This is a genomic window from Streptomyces odontomachicola, assembly GCF_039605595.1.
GTDB lineage: Bacteria > Actinomycetota > Actinomycetes > Streptomycetales > Streptomycetaceae > Streptomyces.
Map to the genome: position 1 here is coordinate 82667 of NZ_JBCFOK010000004.1, position 15225 is coordinate 97891.

General features: G+C 73.5%; 15 protein-coding genes. 12 read left to right on the forward strand and 3 right to left on the reverse strand.

Translation table 11 applies throughout. The features are described from left to right. Positions 1-442: 442 nt before the first annotated feature. Positions 443-826, reverse strand: a complete 384-nt coding sequence (locus ABEE00_RS08120; protein ID WP_345744610.1) for a hypothetical protein — start codon at positions 824-826, stop codon at positions 443-445. Positions 827-842: 16 nt separating this feature from the next. On the opposite strand from ABEE00_RS08120, the gene ABEE00_RS08125 reads away from it, so the two are divergent. From ABEE00_RS08125 to ABEE00_RS08140, 4 genes are all read left to right on the forward strand, one after another. Next, positions 843-1760, forward strand: coding sequence for a hypothetical protein (locus ABEE00_RS08125; protein ID WP_345744611.1), 918 nt, complete (start codon positions 843-845; stop codon positions 1758-1760). Further along, positions 1757-2956, forward strand: a complete 1200-nt coding sequence (gene mycP, locus ABEE00_RS08130) for a type VII secretion-associated serine protease mycosin (protein WP_451918519.1) — start codon at positions 1757-1759, stop codon at positions 2954-2956. Before ABEE00_RS08125 ends, mycP begins: the two co-directional genes overlap by 4 nt. 208 nt (positions 2957-3164) lie before the next feature. Further along, positions 3165-3914: an SseB family protein gene (locus tag ABEE00_RS08135; RefSeq protein ID WP_345744612.1), complete on the forward strand. Its 750-nt coding sequence runs from the start codon at positions 3165-3167 to the stop codon at positions 3912-3914. Positions 3915-4019: 105 nt separating this feature from the next. After that, complete coding sequence (locus ABEE00_RS08140) at positions 4020-4838, forward strand: aquaporin (RefSeq protein ID WP_451918520.1); 819 nt, start codon at positions 4020-4022, stop codon at positions 4836-4838. Positions 4839-4880: 42 nt separating this feature from the next. On the opposite strand, the gene ABEE00_RS08145 is transcribed toward ABEE00_RS08140, so the two are convergent. Next, on the reverse strand, positions 4881-5291 hold the full coding sequence (locus tag ABEE00_RS08145) for a DUF1844 domain-containing protein (RefSeq protein ID WP_345744613.1): 411 nt from the start codon (positions 5289-5291) through the stop codon (positions 4881-4883). Between the two features lie 312 nt (positions 5292-5603). Between ABEE00_RS08145 and infC the strand changes: the two genes are divergently transcribed. From infC to ABEE00_RS08185, 8 genes are all read left to right on the forward strand, one after another. After that, on the forward strand, positions 5604-6254 hold the full coding sequence (gene infC / locus ABEE00_RS08150) for a translation initiation factor IF-3 (RefSeq protein ID WP_345744614.1): 651 nt from the start codon (positions 5604-5606) through the stop codon (positions 6252-6254). A 113-nt stretch (positions 6255-6367) separates the two neighbouring features. Further along, positions 6368-6562 (forward strand): 50S ribosomal protein L35, encoded by a 195-nt coding sequence (gene rpmI / locus ABEE00_RS08155; protein ID WP_345744615.1) that lies wholly within the window; start codon positions 6368-6370, stop codon positions 6560-6562. 82 nt (positions 6563-6644) lie between these two features. Continuing rightward, on the forward strand, positions 6645-7028 hold the full coding sequence (rplT, locus tag ABEE00_RS08160; RefSeq protein WP_345744616.1) for a 50S ribosomal protein L20: 384 nt from the start codon (positions 6645-6647) through the stop codon (positions 7026-7028). A 129-nt stretch (positions 7029-7157) separates the two neighbouring features. Beyond that, a complete protein-coding gene (locus tag ABEE00_RS08165) occupies positions 7158-8012 on the forward strand; it encodes a TrmH family RNA methyltransferase (protein ID WP_345744617.1) in 855 nt (284 codons plus the stop codon). A gap of 50 nt (positions 8013-8062) precedes the next feature. Next, on the forward strand, positions 8063-9265 hold the full coding sequence (locus ABEE00_RS08170) for a sensor histidine kinase (protein ID WP_345744618.1): 1203 nt from the start codon (positions 8063-8065) through the stop codon (positions 9263-9265). 229 nt (positions 9266-9494) lie between these two features. Next, positions 9495-10625, forward strand: a complete 1131-nt coding sequence (gene pheS / locus ABEE00_RS08175; RefSeq protein WP_345744619.1) for a phenylalanine--tRNA ligase subunit alpha — start codon at positions 9495-9497, stop codon at positions 10623-10625. Then, the gene (gene pheT, locus ABEE00_RS08180) at positions 10625-13156 is read left to right on the forward strand and encodes a phenylalanine--tRNA ligase subunit beta (protein WP_345744620.1); all 2532 of its coding nucleotides are present in this window, start codon (positions 10625-10627) and stop codon (positions 13154-13156) included. The genes pheS and pheT overlap by 1 nt, the downstream gene beginning before the upstream one ends. A 161-nt stretch (positions 13157-13317) precedes the next feature. Beyond that, complete coding sequence (locus tag ABEE00_RS08185; RefSeq protein WP_345744621.1) at positions 13318-14619, forward strand: PP2C family protein-serine/threonine phosphatase; 1302 nt, start codon at positions 13318-13320, stop codon at positions 14617-14619. A 21-nt stretch (positions 14620-14640) separates the two neighbouring features. On the opposite strand, the gene ABEE00_RS08190 is transcribed toward ABEE00_RS08185, so the two are convergent. Beyond that, complete coding sequence (locus tag ABEE00_RS08190; RefSeq protein WP_345744622.1) at positions 14641-15216, reverse strand: hypothetical protein; 576 nt, start codon at positions 15214-15216, stop codon at positions 14641-14643. Positions 15217-15225: the final 9 nt, after the last annotated feature.

Genomic DNA, 15225 nt, shown 5'->3' on the forward strand with positions numbered 1-15225 from the left:
CGCATGTGCCCCCGCCACCGGCCCACCCTCCCCGCCCCGCGGCGCCGCCGCTCCCTTCGCGCCCGCCCGCCACGGGTGGGGGCGACTCGAACACGCGGGGTGCTGCGAGGGGTTCGGGCGCGTCTGCGGCTTCCGCCACGAGTGGCGCCTCCGGCTCTGGCTCCGGCTCCGGTGAGGGCGAGAGCACCGGCTCCGCTCCGGAGCCCGCGGATTCTCCGAAGTCGCCGAAGTCCTCGAAGTCGCCGAAGTCCTCGGATGCGCCCGATTCCTCCGAGGCCCCCGCCGAGAAACCCGCGCGGCAGGACGCCCCGTCCACCGCCCCCAGGAAAGAAGGCCCCACCCCTCCCATGCCGCACGCCACGGGCACGGACAAGGACCGGGGCGCGGACTCCGGCGCGCAGCCCCCCGCTTCCCCGCAGGGTGGACAGGACCCCAACCCGCCTCATTCCGGGCAAGCTTCGCGTGCGTCGAGCACGTCGCGTACGTCCTCCGCGCCGCGCGAGGCGGAACGGAAGACCCCCGCGTACGGCACGCCCGGCCCGCCCCAGGACCCGCGCCGCCCCGCACCGCCGCAGCCCGCGCAGCAGTCCGGGGCCCAGAACCAGTCCCAGCCCCAGTCCCCGGCGCGGCCCCGCGTACCGCAGCAGGGGAACGAGGCGCGGCGGGGCGACGGTGCGCCGCCCGGCGGTCCGTACCCCTCCTTCCCGCCGCGCCGCCCCGGAGGCGAACCGGGCGTCAGGGCCCAGCCGTTGCCGCCCGCCACGCCGCCGCCCGGAGCCACAACGCCGTCCGGCCCCACGCCGCCGCCGACGGCGCCTCCGTCCACGCCGCCGGTGCCTCCCGTGCCGCCCGCGCCCGGCGACACCGGGCAGTTCCCCGCGTTCGGCGACACGGGCCGGTTCGCGGCGCCCGGCACCGCGCCCGGCACGCCACCAGGCGTCACCCCCGACCCCGCGCAGGACGCCACGCGCCACACCGGCGGCTTCGCCGCGGCCCTGCGGCAACGGCCCGCGCCGCGCGCCGTCGCCATGGCGGCCTGCCTCGTCCTGGGCATAGGGCTGCTGGGCGGCGCCGGGGTCGGTGCCTGGATGTCGGCCGAGTCCAAGGAGGCCGCGGCCGAGGGCGACTTCGACCACATCCGCGGCATGTGGGAGACCCTCCCCGTCGACCAGCTCTTCCCGCGCACCCTCAACGGCACGGGCGCGGGCCCGGGCGGCGCCGACCGCCGCTGGGTGCGGGTCGCCGTCGCGCCGGACAGCACCTGCACCCACGCCTTCGACCCGCTGCTCGCCGAGGCGCTCTCGCCGGTCGGCTGCCAGCGTCTGGTGCGGGCCACGTACGCGGACGAGACCAGCACCAGTGTCACCACCGTGGGCCTGCTGTTCACGCGCGCCGACGAGGCCCGCATGCGCGCGCTGCGGCAGCGCTTCACGCGCGAGGACCTGGGCCGGCGCAGCGACCTGATGCCCCGCCCGTACGCCGCGCGGGGCACCCTCGCGGCCGACTTCGGCGACGCGCAGCGCGCGAGCTGGAGCATCCGCCCGATGTCCGAGGCGCCCGTCGTCGTCTACTCGGTCACCGGGTTCGCCGACGGGCGCGTGGTCAGCGACCCGCAGGCGGCGGCCGAGGCGACCGAGCGCGGCGAGAACTCCGCCGCGGCGCAGGCCGGCCTGGGCCACGACGCCCGCGGCATAGCCGAGCTCGTCGAACGCGGCCTGCGCGCGCGGACGAACCCCGCATCCGGAAGTGAGGACAGGTGAACAGCCCCCGCCCGCGCCCCCGTTCGCGTGCCGCGGCACGCCGCGCGGCCCAGCGCGCGCTCGTACTCCTCGCCGCCCCGCTGCTCACCGTCGCCCCGCTCACCGCCACGGCCGGCACCGCGTACGCGGAGGGCGAGGGCGTACAGAAGCAGCAGTGGGCGCTGGACGCCGTGAACGCGCGGGACGCCTGGAAGACCACCAAGGGCAAGGGCGTCACCGTCGCCGTACTCGACACCGGCGTCGACACCTCGCACCCCGACATCAAGGGCAATGCCGAGAAGGGCAAGGACTTCGTCCGCATGGGCGCCAAGAAGGGTGACCGGCCCTGGGCGCGGCACGGCACCGCGATGGCGGGCATCGTCGCAGGCCACGGGCACGGCAAGGGAGGCAAGGCCGGAGTGATGGGCATCGCGCCCGAGGCCAGCATCCTCCCCGTACGGGTGCTCCTGGAGGAGAGCGACCCGCAGCGCGAGAAGGCGCGCGAGAAGCGCGGCAGCGCCCTGGCGCAGGGCATCCGCTGGGCCGCCGACCACGGCGCCGACGTCATCAACCTCTCGCTGGGCGACGACAGTTCCTCCGCGCACCCCGAGGCGCGCGAGGACGCCGCGGTCCGCTACGCGCTCCGCAAGGGCGCCGTGGTGATCGCCTCCTCGGGCAACGGCGGCGAGAAGGGCGACCACATCTCCTACCCGGCGGCCTATCCGGGCGTGATCGCGGTCGCCGCGGTCGACAAGTACGGCGCGCGCGCCTCCTTTTCGACCCGCCGCTGGTACGCCACGCTCGCCGCCCCCGGCAAGGACGTGCTGATCGCCGACCCGGACCGGCGCTACTACGAGGGCTGGGGCACCAGCGCGGCGGCCGCCGTCGCCTCGGGGACAGCGGCCCTGGTGCGCGCGGCCCACCCCGACCTGAGCCCGGCCCAGATCAAGCAGCTCCTCGCGGAGACCGCGGCGCACACCCCCGAGGGCGGCCGCAGCGACGCGCTGGGCACCGGAGTGGTGGACGCCTCGGCCGCGATAGAGGTGGGCGCCCACATGAAGCCGAGGGCCCAGGCCCCCGCCCAACTCCACTACAAGACCCAGTACTTCGGAAAGGGCCCGGGCCCGGACAGCGCCTGGCCGGCCTTGGTGGCAGCGGTGACGGGGACACTGCTGATCGCGGCAGCGGTAGCACTGCACCGCACCAAGCTCCGCTGACCGCGGCCTGCCTCCCGCCCCCCCCCGCACCGAGGTGTGGGCAGTCGTTCCGCAAGGGGCGGAACGGGTGGGCACACCGGAACGTAAGCCTTCGCACCCGCCCAGCCACGCACCCAAGGGGCCCGGGGCGAAGCCCCGAATCCAGGGTCAGGGGCGAAGCCCCGACCCGAACCCGGCCAACCACGCACGCGCCGGTACGCTCACCCACGTGGCGCTCAAGAACATCCCCGACTCCCCCTTCGCCGAGGACGACGGCTCCGCCGACCCCGCTCTCGCCGAAGCCCTGACCACCTGGAACGCGAACCAGGACGACGACGCGGCCGAGAAACGCGTCCTCACGGCCCTCCGCACGGCCCGCCTCCTGGTCCCCGTGGTCGCCGTGCTCGGCGAGGAGGAGACCGACGAGGAGACCGGCCTGCGCCGCGAGAAGAGCAGCGACATGGCGGTCCCCACCCTCACGGCCCCCGGCGGCCGCAAGGCCCTGCCGGCGTTCACCTCCACGGACGCGCTCGCCCGCTGGCGCGAGGACGCCCGCCCGGTCGCCGTCCCGCTGCACCAGGCGCTCCAGGCCCTGGCCCACGAGGGCGCCGACACCCTGGTCCTCGACCTCGCCGGCCCGGTCCCGTACCAGCTCACGGGCCCAGCCCTGTACGCGCTCGCCGAGGGCCGCAACCGCACCAGCCCGCTCACCGACCCCGCCGTCACCGAGGCGCTGCACGGCATGCTGGCCGCCGAGCCTGACGTCGCGGGCGCCCACCTCGCGCCGGGCGGCTCCGACGCGGACGCCACCCTCGCGCTCGCCCTCGTACCCGAGGCGGACGCGCGCGGCACCGTGCGCCGCCTCGCCACCGCGCTCGCCGAGAACGAGGCGCTGCGCTCCCGCCTGGAGCGCGGCCTGTCCCTGGCCCTGCTCCCGCCCGAGACCCGGCTCCCGGAGAACGCCTTCTACCTGCGCTGATCCGCCTCGTACCGGAGCCTCCCGCTCGCTGACGTGCGTCCCGCCCACCCGCGGCGGACACTCGGCCACGTACCCACGTGAGCATCACGCGCCACGGGAGGACCCATGACGTCCCAGTCGTCGGACACCAACGACCCCAAGAAGTCGATGAGCGACCGGAAGGCGGAGGCCGCCTCGCTGCTCTTCGACGCGGAGAGCCGCCCGCAGCCGTACGCCGCCGAGCTGGTCGGCACGGCCGCGCTGGTCTTCATCGCCGTCGGCTCCGCCGTGCTGGGCATGACCTACATCGGCACCCTCGGCGTCGCCCTCGCCTTCGGCTTCACCCTGCTGGCCCTCGCCTACGCGATCGGCCCCATCTCGGGCTGCCATGTGAACCCGGCCGTGACCCTCGGCATGGTCGTCGCCGGCCGCATGAACCTGAACACCGCCGTGCGCTACTGGATCTCCCAGGTCGTCGGCGGGATCATCGGCGCCCTGCTGCTGTTCCTGGTCGCCAAGCAGGTGCCGGGCCTGCAGACGGACGGCGCCTTCGGCTCCAACGGCTTCGGCGACCGCTCCACCGTGCACATCAACGCCTTCGGCGCCTTCGTCGCCGAGATCCTGCTCACCGCGATGCTGGTCTACGTGGTGCTGTCGGTCACCCACAAGGTGGCCGTGGTCGGCTTCGACGGCCTGCCCATCGGCATGGCCCTCGCGGTCGTCCACCTCGTCGGCATCCCGCTCACCGGCACCTCGGTGAACCCGGCGCGCAGCATCGGCCCCGCGCTCTTCGCGGGCGCCGACGCACTGGCGCAGATCTGGCTGTTCATCCTCGCGCCGCTGGTCGGCGGCGTACTGGCCGCGGGCCTGCACCGGCTCACGCACCCGCAGGTGCCGGCGGAGGACGCCCTCGCCAACGCGGAGCCCGCCCAGGCGAAGCGCTGAGCGGGCTCGGGAACCTCGGACGTCGGAGGGGCGGTGCGGCGGTCAGCCGTGCACGGGCCCGGTGTACTTCTCGCCGGGGCCCTGCCCCGGCTCGTCCGGCACAACGGAGGCCTCGCGGAAGGCGAGCTGCAGCGACTTGAGCCCGTCGCGCAGCGGCGCCGCGTGGTACGAGCCGATCTCGGTGGCGCCCGCGGTGACAAGACCCGCCAGCGCGGTGATCAGCTTCCGCGCCTCGTCCAGGTCCTTGTGCTGCTCGCCCTCCTCGGCCAGCCCGAGGTTGACCGCGGCGGAGCTCATCAGGTGGACGGCTACGGTGGTGATGACCTCGACCGCGGGTACGTCCGCGATGTCGCGGGTCATGCCGTCGAAGTCGGGCGCCGCTGCCTGCGAGGGTGCTGCGGACTCGGTGGTGTCGGAGGGGCCGGAGTGGCCGGAGGGTGCGGCGTCGCTCATGCGCCCCAGCCTATGCCCCGGCCGGTGGCGTCATGCCCGTGGGGACTGGTCCCCGGCCCTGGTATGCTGGTACATCGACCGGCCTGAGACAGCCGCGCTCTCCCGCGCGATCCCGTCGAAGGCCCACAAGTGGAGGCTCCGACTTCCCACCTGACGGCCCCGTGGGGCCGCGGGTCACTGGTCAGGCTGCGCCCCGCGGTTACGCGTCGGTGCTCCGGATCGATTGGAGCCCCGCATGTGTCCCGTCCGGGGCGTTTTTCGCGTCCGGCTCGGTGGTCACCATTAACAGACTCATGTGCGGCCGTTCGCCAGATGGCCGCGCGGTGCACCCGAGGAGGCCCCATCAGCGCCGAGCCCCGCATCAACGACCGGATTCGCGTCCCCGAGGTGCGACTCGTCGGTCCCAGTGGCGAGCAGGTCGGCATCGTGCCGCTTGCCAAGGCCCTGGAGCTTGCGCAGGAGTACGACCTCGACCTGGTCGAGGTGGCGGCGAACGCACGTCCGCCGGTCTGCAAGCTCATGGACTACGGAAAGTTCAAGTACGAGTCGGCCATGAAGGCCCGTGAAGCGCGCAAGAACCAGGCGCACACGGTCATCAAGGAGATGAAGCTCCGGCCGAAGATCGATCCGCACGACTACGACACCAAGAAGGGTCATGTCGTCCGGTTCCTCAAGCAGGGTGACAAGGTCAAGATCACGATCATGTTCCGCGGTCGTGAGCAGTCCCGCCCGGAGCTGGGCTTCCGGCTGCTGCAGCGGCTCGCGGACGATGTCTCCGACCTCGGCTTCATCGAGTCCAACCCGAAGCAGGACGGCCGGAACATGATCATGGTTCTCGGTCCGCACAAGAAGAAGACCGAGGCGATGGCCGAGGCCCGCGAGGCCCAGGCTGCTCGCAAGGAGGCCCGTCAGCAGGGCGAGACCGCTGCTGAGGAGCCGGCCGAGGAGCCCGCCGAGGCGTGAGCCCCCTCCGGGGGCACCCCGCCCCGGGAAACCAACCGAACCACCGTGAGTTCCGGCATGCCCGCTTCCGGGCGAGCCGTGCCGGGACCCATCGACGAGGAGAGAACGGCGACATGCCGAAGAACAAGACGCACAGTGGTGCCCGCAAGCGCTTCAAGGTCACCGGCTCCGGCAAGGTGATGCGCCAGCGTGCCGGTCGCCGCCACCTTCTCGAGCACAAGCCGTCGACGCTGACGCGTCGCCTTGAGGGCAAGACCGAGATGGCCCCGGCAGACGCCAAGAAGATGAAGAGGCTTCTCGGCAAGTAAGACCCCGCACGACCGGGACCCCATTCGTTCCGGGCCGTAGCGCGCAGCGCGCCTCCGGCCCCCGCCTACAAGGAGTTATCAAGTGGCACGCGTCAAGCGGGCAGTCAACGCACAGAAGAAGCGCCGGACGATCCTCGACCAGGCCAGCGGCTACCGCGGCCAGCGTTCGCGTCTGTACCGCAAGGCGAAGGAGCAGGTCACCCACTCCTACGTCTACAACTACAACGACCGCAAGAAGCGCAAGGGCGACTTCCGCCAGCTCTGGATCCAGCGGATCAACGCCGCCGCCCGTGCGAACGGCATCACCTACAACCGCTTCGTCCAGGGTCTGAAGGCCGCCAACGTCGAGGTCGACCGCAAGATGCTGGCCGAGCTCGCGGTCAACGACGCCGCCGCGTTCACCGCGCTCGTCGAGGTCGCGCAGAAGGCTCTGCCGAGCGACGTCAACGCCCCGAAGGCCGCCTGACCGGCTCTTCCCCGCGCGTGACGTGAGGACCCGCAGCCTGGCCTGCGGGTCCTTCGCATGTTCCGACGCCCGTTCGTCCACCCGCCTGCCGTACGCACGCGTACCGAACCAGGAGCGAGCCGACCGCCCATGGCCACCCCCGAACTGATCTCCCCGCGCTCAGCCCGCGTCGCCGCCGCCAGGCGGCTGCTGCGCCGGAACTTCCGCGCCAAGGAGCGGCGCTTCCTGGCCGAGGGACCGCAGGCGGTGCGCGAGGCCGCGCGCTTCCGGGACGCCGAGGGGCCCGCGCTGCTGGAGCTGTTCGCGACGGTCGAGGCGGCCGAGCGGCACCCGGAGATCGTCGAGGCGGCGTACGGGGCGGAGGCGCGGGTGCACTTCGCGGACGAGGCGACCGTCGCCTCGCTGGCGCAGACCGTCACGCCGCAGGGGCTCGTCGGGGTCTGCCGGTTCGTCGACCGCCCGCTGGGCGAGGTGCTGTCCGAGCGGCCCCGCCTGGTGGCCGTGCTCGCCAACGTACGCGACCCGGGGAACGCCGGTACGGTGCTGCGCTGCGCCGACGCGGCGGGCGCCGAGGCCGTGCTGCTCACCGACGCCTCGGTGGACCTCTACAACCCCAAGTCGGTGCGGGCTTCGGTGGGTTCGGTGTTCCACCTGCCCGTCGTGGTGGGGGTGCCGGTGGAGGAGGCCGTGCGGGGGCTCGGCGAGGCCGGGGTGCGGGTGCTGGCCGCCGACGGCGCGGGCGAGGGCGACCTCGACGAGGAGCTGGACGCCGGGCGGATGGGGGCGCCCACCGCCTGGGTGTTCGGCAACGAGGCGTGGGGGCTGCCGGAGGAGACCCGCGCACTCACGGATGCGGTGGTGCGCGTTCCGATTCACGGCGCCGCGGAGAGCCTCAACCTCGCCACCGCTGCCGCCGTTTGCCTCTATGCATCGGCCCGTGCCCAGCGCTCCGGTGGAGGGTGCCGTTCCGTCACCCCGAGCTAGTAGGGTGTCCTGCCCGGGGGAGCGGAGCCCGAAAAGGGGGTGCGACGGGCATGGATGTCGGCACGAGCGACGCGCGTGCACACGGGTTGCCCACCGCCGCCCCCTGCCCGCCCGGAGGCCGCGTCCCCGCACCCGGCGGAGCCGAGGCGCTCGCCGGACTCCCGCCGCAGCAGGGCGAGTTGACGCCCCACCCCGGCGATCTGGGCATCGGCCCCGACGACCTTCCCGACGGCCTCGTGGTGGCCGACAGCACCGGCAGGGTCATCTGCTTCAACGCCGCCGCCGCGCGCATCACGGGCCGTACCCCCGAAGAGGCACTGGGCCGCCCCATCGACGGCGCGCTGCCCCTGGAGGACCTGGAGGGCCAGCGCTGGTGGCGGCTCACCGATCCGTACGGCGGCCTGGCCACCCGCACCGGGCAGCCCGAGCGCAATCTGCTGCTGCCCGGCGGCCGCGAGGTGCTGGTCTCCGCGCGCTATGTGCGCTCCCGGCCCTGCGGGCCCGTGCAGCGGCTCGTGGTCGGGCTGCGGGGCACCGAGGCGCGGCGCCGCACCGAGCGCGGGCACGCGGAGCTGATCGCGACCGTGGCGCACGAGCTGCGGTCGCCGCTGACGTCGGTGAAGGGGTTCACCGCGACGCTGCTCGCGAAGTGGGAACGGTTCAACGACGACCAGAAGCGGCTGATGCTGGAGACCGTGGACGCGGACGCGAACCGCGTGACCCGGCTCATAGCCGAGCTCCTGGACATCTCCCGGATCGACTCGGGGCGCCTGGAGGTGCGCCGCCAGCTCGTCGATCTGGCCGCCGCGGTGGCCCGACACGTCGAGGCGCACGTGGCGGCCGGACAGCCCGCCGGGCGGTTCGCTACGCACATCGCCGACGGACTGCCCGAGCTGTGGGCCGACCCCGACAAGATCGACCAGGTGCTCGGCAACCTGCTGGAGAACGCGGTGCGGCACGGCGAGGGCACCGTCACCATCGAGGTGGCCCCGGCACCCACGCGCAACGGCGACGAGGGGACGGCGGTGACCGTGAGCGATGAGGGGCCCGGCATCCCCGAGGAGTCCATGACCCGCGTCTTCACCCGCTTCTGGCGGGGCAGCAAGCGCGGCGGCACGGGCCTGGGGCTCTACATCGTCAAGGGCATCGTCGAGGCGCACGGCGGCACCATCACGGTGGACCGCGCACCCGGCGCCGGCGGCGCCAGGTTCCGATTTACCCTGCCCGTGAGCGCACCGGCCTTCATGGCCTGAGCGGCGCTCACGGGCTTCACCGGCGGCCGCGGGCGGCGCAACGGGCGCCCTGTTCCGCCCGCGCGCAGGGCCCCGCGCAAGGGCCGTGCAAGGGAATCCACGCGTCCCTTTAGACTCGACCTTTGGCACCTTTCGCATCGCACCACGCAGCATCGTCCGGCACCACCGGCCGGGCGCCGGGACGTGTGAGCAGGGCGCGCAGCCAAGCCAATCGGAAGCACGGGAAGAGATGTCGGCACCCAATAAGTCGTACGACCCAGTTGAGGTCGAGGCACTGAAACCGGAAGAGATCGACCGGGCCAAGGACGAGGCGATCTCCGCCATCGCCGGCGCGGCGGATCTCGAGGCGCTGCGCGAGGTGAAGGCGGCCCACGCGGGCGACCGTTCCCCGCTGGCCCTCGCCAACCGTGAGATCGGAGCCCTCCCGCCGCACGCCAAGGCCGAGGCCGGCAAGCGCGTCGGCCAGGCACGCGGCGCCGTGAGCAAGGCGCTCAAGCTGCGCCAGGAGGAGCTGGAGCGGGAGCGCGACGAGCGGGTGCTGGTCGAGGAGGCGGTGGACGTCACGCTGCCGTACGACCGCACCCCGGCAGGCGCCCGCCACCCGCTGACCACGCTCTCCGAGCGCATCGAGGACGTCTTCGTCGCGATGGGGTACGAGGTCGCCGAGGGCCCCGAGGCGGAGACGGAGTGGTTCAACTTCGACGCGCTCAACCTCGGCCCCGACCACCCGGCGCGCTCCATGCAGGACACCTTCTTCGTGCAGAGCCCCCAGGAGGGCAAGCAGGAGGAGGACAGCGGCGTGGTGCTGCGCACTCACACCTCGCCGGTGCAGATCCGCTCCCTGCTGGAGCGCGAGCTGCCGGTGTACGTGATCTGCCCGGGGCGGGTCTACCGCACCGACGAGCTGGACGCCACGCACACCCCGGTCTTCACCCAGGTCGAGCTGCTCGCGATCGACGAGGGCCTGACCATGACGGACCTCAAGGGCACGCTCGACCACATGGTGCGGGCGCTGTTCGGCGAGGGCCTGGAGACCCGGCTGCGGCCCTCGTACTTCCCCTTCACCGAGCCGTCCGCCGAGATGGACATGGTCTGCTTCGCCTGCCGCGGCGCCTCCGTCGGCGACCCGGAGCGGCCCTGCCGCACCTGCTCCAGCGAGGGCTGGATCGAGCTGGGCGGCTGCGGAATGGTCAACCCGCGCGTGCTGACGGCCTGCGGGGTGGACCCCGCGCGCTACAGCGGGTTCGCCTTCGGGTTCGGCATCGAGCGGATGCTGATGTTCCGCCACAACGTCGAGGACATGCGAGACATGGTCGAGGGTGACGTGCGCTTCACCCGGCCGTTCGGGATGGAGATCTGATGCGGGCGCCGCTTTCGTGGCTCCGGGGGTACGTGGACCTGCCGGAGGGGGAGACCGGCCGCGACGTCCAGGCGAAGCTGATCGCCGCCGGACTCGAGGTCGAGACGGTCGAGCAGCTCGGGGCGGGGCTCAAGGGCCCGCTCGTGGTCGGCCAGGTGCTCGCCATCGAGGAGCTGACCGAGTTCAAGAAGCCGATCCGCTACTGCCAGGTGGACGTCGGCCAGGCCAACGGCACCGGCGAGCCGCAGAACATCGTCTGCGGCGCGCGGAACTTCGCCGTCGGCGACAAGGTCGTCGTGGTCCTGCCCGGCGCCGTGCTGCCCGGGGACTTCAAGATCTCCGCGCGCAAGACCTACGGCAAGGTCTCCGAGGGCATGATCTGCTCGGCGGCCGAGCTGGGCATGGGCGACGACCATGACGGCATCATCGTGCTCCCGCCCGAGCACGAGGCCGGCACCGACGCGATCGAGCTGCTGGAGCTCGTCGACGAGGTGCTGGACATCGCCGTCACGCCCGACCGCGGGTACTGCCTGTCCATGCGCGGCATCGCCCGCGAGACGGCCACCGCGTACGGGCTCCAGCTCCGCGACCCGGCGCTGCTGGACGTGCCCGCGCCGAACTCCTTCGGCTACCCGGTCAAGGTCGCCGACCCGCGCGGCTGCGACCGCTTCACGGCGCGCACCGTCACCGGGCTGCGCCCCGACGCGAAGTCGCCGATCTGGCTCCAGCGGCGCCTGCAGAAGGCCGGGATGCGCCCGGTCTCGCTGCCGGTGGACATCACCAACTACGTGATGCTGGAGCTCGGTTCGCCGCTGCACGCCTACGACCAGAGCCGCATCGACGGCCCGATCACGGTCCGCCGCGCCGAGCAGGGCGAGAAGCTCACCACCCTGGAGGGCACCGAGCGCGCGCTGGACGCCGAGGACCTGGTCATCGCGGACAACGCGGGCCCGATCGGCCTGGCCGGCGTCATGGGCGGGGCCAACAGCGAGATCGCCGACCCCGTGCAGGACCCCGAGACCGGGGAGTGGCGCGGGACCACCGACATCGTGGTGGAGGCCGCGCACTTCGACTCGGTCTCGGTCGCGCGTACGGCCCGCAGGCACCGGCTCGGCTCCGAGGCGTCCCGGCGCTTCGAGCGCGGCGTCGACCCGCAGGCCGCCGCTGCCGCCGCGCAGCGCACCGTCGACCTGCTGGTGCTGCTCGCGGGCGGCACGGCCGAGGCCGGGGTCACCGAGGTGACCGCGCCGTCCGGGCCGCACACGGTCAAGATGGCCGCCGACCACCCGGACAAGGTCGCGGGCGTGGCGTACGGCAGGGAGACCGTCGTGCGCCGCCTCCAGGCCGTGGGCTGCGATGTGTACGGGCAGGACGAGCTGACCGTGACGGTGCCGTCCTGGCGGCCCGACCTCCGCGAGATCAACGACCTCGCGGAGGAGGTCATCCGTCTTGAGGGCTATGAGAACCTGCCCTCCACGCTGCCCAAGCCCCCCGCCGGGCGCGGCCTGACCGAGCGGCAGCGGCTGCACCGCAGGGTCGGCCGCGCGCTGGCCGGCACCGGGTACACCGAGGTGCTCAACTACCCCTTCATCGGGGACGCCTCGTGGGACGCCTTCGGGCTGGACGCGGGCGACCGGCGCCGCCGTACGGTCAAGCTGGTCAACCCGCTCTCCGACGAGGAGCCGGCGCTGCGCACCACGCTGCTGCCCGGCCTGCTCGGCGCGCTGCGGCGGAACGACGGCCGGGGCAGCGCCGACGGCGGCCTCGCCCTCTTCGAGACCGGCCTGGTCTTCCTGCCGACCGGCGAGGAGAAGGACCCGGTGCGGCTCAGCGTCGAGGGCCGCCCGACCGACGAGGAGATCGCGGCGATGGACGCCGCGCTCCCCGAGCAGCCGCGGTACGCCGCAGCGGTGCTCTCCGGCTCCCGTGAGCGCGCCGGCTGGTGGGGCGAGGGCCGCACCGCGGGATGGGCCGACGCCGTCGAGGCCGCGCGCACCGTCGCGCGCCAGGCGCGGACCGAGCTCACGGTGGAGAGCGCGCAGTACGCGCCGTGGCACCCGGGCCGCTGCGCCGCGCTGTACGTCACGGTCGACGGCGAGCGCACCCTCGCGGGCCACGCGGGCGAGCTGCACCCGCGGGTGCTCAAGGCCCTCGGCCTGCCGGAGCGGACCTCCGCGATGGAGCTCGACCTCGACGTGGTGGAGCGCGCGGGCGGCGGGGTCGTGGAGGGCCCGCACGTGTCCACGTTCCCGGTGGCCACGCAGGACGTCGCGCTGATCGTCGACACCTCGGTGCCCGCCGCCGACGTGGAGTCGGCGCTGCGTGCCGGCGCGGGTGAACTCCTCGAATCGCTGCGGCTGTTCGACGTCTTCACCGGCGAGCAGGTGGGCGAGGGCCGCAAGTCCCTGGCGTACGCACTGCGCTTCCGCGCGCCCGACCGGACGCTGAAGGCGGACGAGGCGAGCGCGGCCCGCGACGCCGCGGTGGCCTCCGCTGTCGAGCGGACCGGGGCGGTGCTGCGGGGGGCCTGAGCTGCCTGAGCGGGTGTCGGCTGCGAGAGCGGCCGTCGGCCTCGTACGAGTGCGGAGCGCGCGGCGTGGTGCCGCGCGCTTCGTGCGTTCCGGGGTGCCGTTCCCCGATCACTGTTCCCTGCTCACTCATTCGGGTGAGCGGGGCCACGACGGGCAGAGGCTTGGGCCATGGCTCGGTCACCATCGTCACGGTCGGCGATGTAGAGGGAACGGGGCTCGGCGCGATGGCGGGAAGCGGTCACGGGGGGTGCGCGGCCCGCAGGGCATTGCCCTTCGCGGCCCCCGTGCTGTGGGTCCTCGCGATCCTGACCTGGGTCTATGTGGTGCCGCTGCACGTCAATCTGGTCCCGCTGCTGGCCGCGACGCCGGCCGTCTCCTGCGCGGGTACGGGGCATCGGCGCGGGGTGGTGTTCGGCGGCGCGTGCGCCCTGTTCGCGCTCTATCCGCTCAACCCGCTGGCCGGGCACGTCAGTTGGCTCCACAGCGACTCGGCCGACATCGGTACGGGCAGCAGATTCGGCACCTGCGCCGCGATCCTCTGCGTCGTCGTCGCCAGCTATCTCGCCGCGCGACGGCGCAGCAGCCTCACCCGCGAGCTGAGCCGGGCGCGCGAGGTCGCCACCGCAGCGCAGGAGGTCCTGCTGCGTCCGCCGCCCGCGCGCCTGGAGGGGTACGCGGTCGCCGCCGGCCAGCTCTCGGCCACCCGGGGCGCCGAGGTGGGCGGTGATCTGTACGACGCGGTGGCCACGCCGTTCGGGGTGCGGGTGATCATGGGCGATGTGCGCGGGCACGGCTTGGCGGCGCTGGACACCGTGTCGGCGGTGCTCGGCACCTTCCGCGAGGCCGCGCACGACGAGGCCGAGCTCGACGGTCTGCTCCGCCGGCTGGAGCGCGGGCTGGGGCGCCATCTGCGGGTGCGGGGCGCGGGGTCGTACGGGGCGGGGGCGGATGGGACGGGCGCCGACGAGGCGGTGTCGGAGGACTTCGTCACCGTCCTGCTGCTGGAGGCCCGCGAGAACGGCACCGTCGCCGCGCACAACTGCGGCCACCCGTGGCCCTACCGCCTCTCGGCGGACGGCGGCGCGAGCGTCGGCGGCACGGCCTCCGAGGCCGAACCGCTGCCGCCGCTCGGCCTCTTCCCGCTCCCCGCCGCGCTCCCCGCGCCGCTGCGCCTCCATCTGCCGCCGGGCGACGCGCTGTTCCTGCACACCGACGGGGCCGAGGACGCGAGGGACGCGCGCGGCACGTACTTCGACCTGGCCGCCACGCTCCGCGCGGCCCTGGCTTCCGCGCCCTGCCCCGCGGCCGTGATCGCCTCCGTACGAACGGCCCTGCGCGCCCACACGGGCGATCACTTCACGGACGACGCTGCCCTGCTCCTCCTGCGCAACGAGAATCCGCCGGCCCACACCCCGCCCCCTTCGCCGTGCACCGCCCCGGACAGAACGGCGACGGTGAGCTGAGGGCGGGCCGGCGCGCGCCCGTCAGAAGTTGCCGTTGGACAGGATCTCGCCGTCCTTGTCGTAGACCGTGACCAGGCCGTTCTCGCTGTCCTTCCAGTCGGCGAAGGCCGAGGCGAGGAGCTTGCCTTCGCCGGTGTGCGCGCCGGTGAGGCCGCCCGCGTAGTCGGTGTAGATGTCGGCGGCGTCGAGCACGTCGTTCTGCTCGCCGGCACCCTGCACCTTGGTCACGTGCGCGACGGCCTTCTTCTCGGCGGGAGAGCCGTTCTTGCTCACGTACGCCTTGAACTGGTCCGCCTGGCTCTGCTTCTCGGCCTTCTGACCGGCGTCCTTCGCCTCCGACGTGGAGGCGGTGGCATCGCCGTCCTCGCCGCCGCCGGACATCGCCGCGCTGCCGATCCCGATCAGGACGCACACGGCGACGACGCCGAGACACCCGAGCCCCACCTTCTTGCCCGCGCCCGACTTCTTCTGCGGCGGCTGCGGCGGGAAGGGCTGCTGCTGGAACGGAGCCTGCCCGAACGGCTGTTGAGGCTGCTGCGGGTACTGCTGCTGATACGGCTGTTGCGGCTGAAATGGCGGCTGTTGCTGGTTTGTCATGGCAGATCC

What these genes read in the sequence shown, in the direction of transcription:
- ABEE00_RS08140 (WP_451918520.1), top strand. Translation starts at nt 4,020, where the DNA reads ATGACGTCCCAGTCGTCGGACACCAACGACCCCAAGAAGTCGATGAGC.
- ABEE00_RS08145 (WP_345744613.1), bottom strand. Translation starts at nt 5,291, where the DNA reads ATGAGCGACGCCGCACCCTCCGGCCACTCCGGCCCCTCCGACACCACC.
- infC (WP_345744614.1), top strand. Translation starts at nt 5,604, where the DNA reads ATGGCCGCGCGGTGCACCCGAGGAGGCCCCATCAGCGCCGAGCCCCGC.
- rpmI (WP_345744615.1), top strand. Translation starts at nt 6,368, where the DNA reads ATGCCGAAGAACAAGACGCACAGTGGTGCCCGCAAGCGCTTCAAGGTC.
- ABEE00_RS08165 (WP_345744617.1), top strand. Translation starts at nt 7,158, where the DNA reads ATGGCCACCCCCGAACTGATCTCCCCGCGCTCAGCCCGCGTCGCCGCC.
- ABEE00_RS08170 (WP_345744618.1), top strand. Translation starts at nt 8,063, where the DNA reads ATGGATGTCGGCACGAGCGACGCGCGTGCACACGGGTTGCCCACCGCC.
- pheS (WP_345744619.1), top strand. Translation starts at nt 9,495, where the DNA reads ATGTCGGCACCCAATAAGTCGTACGACCCAGTTGAGGTCGAGGCACTG.
- pheT (WP_345744620.1), top strand. Translation starts at nt 10,625, where the DNA reads ATGCGGGCGCCGCTTTCGTGGCTCCGGGGGTACGTGGACCTGCCGGAG.
- ABEE00_RS08190 (WP_345744622.1), bottom strand. Translation starts at nt 15,216, where the DNA reads ATGACAAACCAGCAACAGCCGCCATTTCAGCCGCAACAGCCGTATCAG.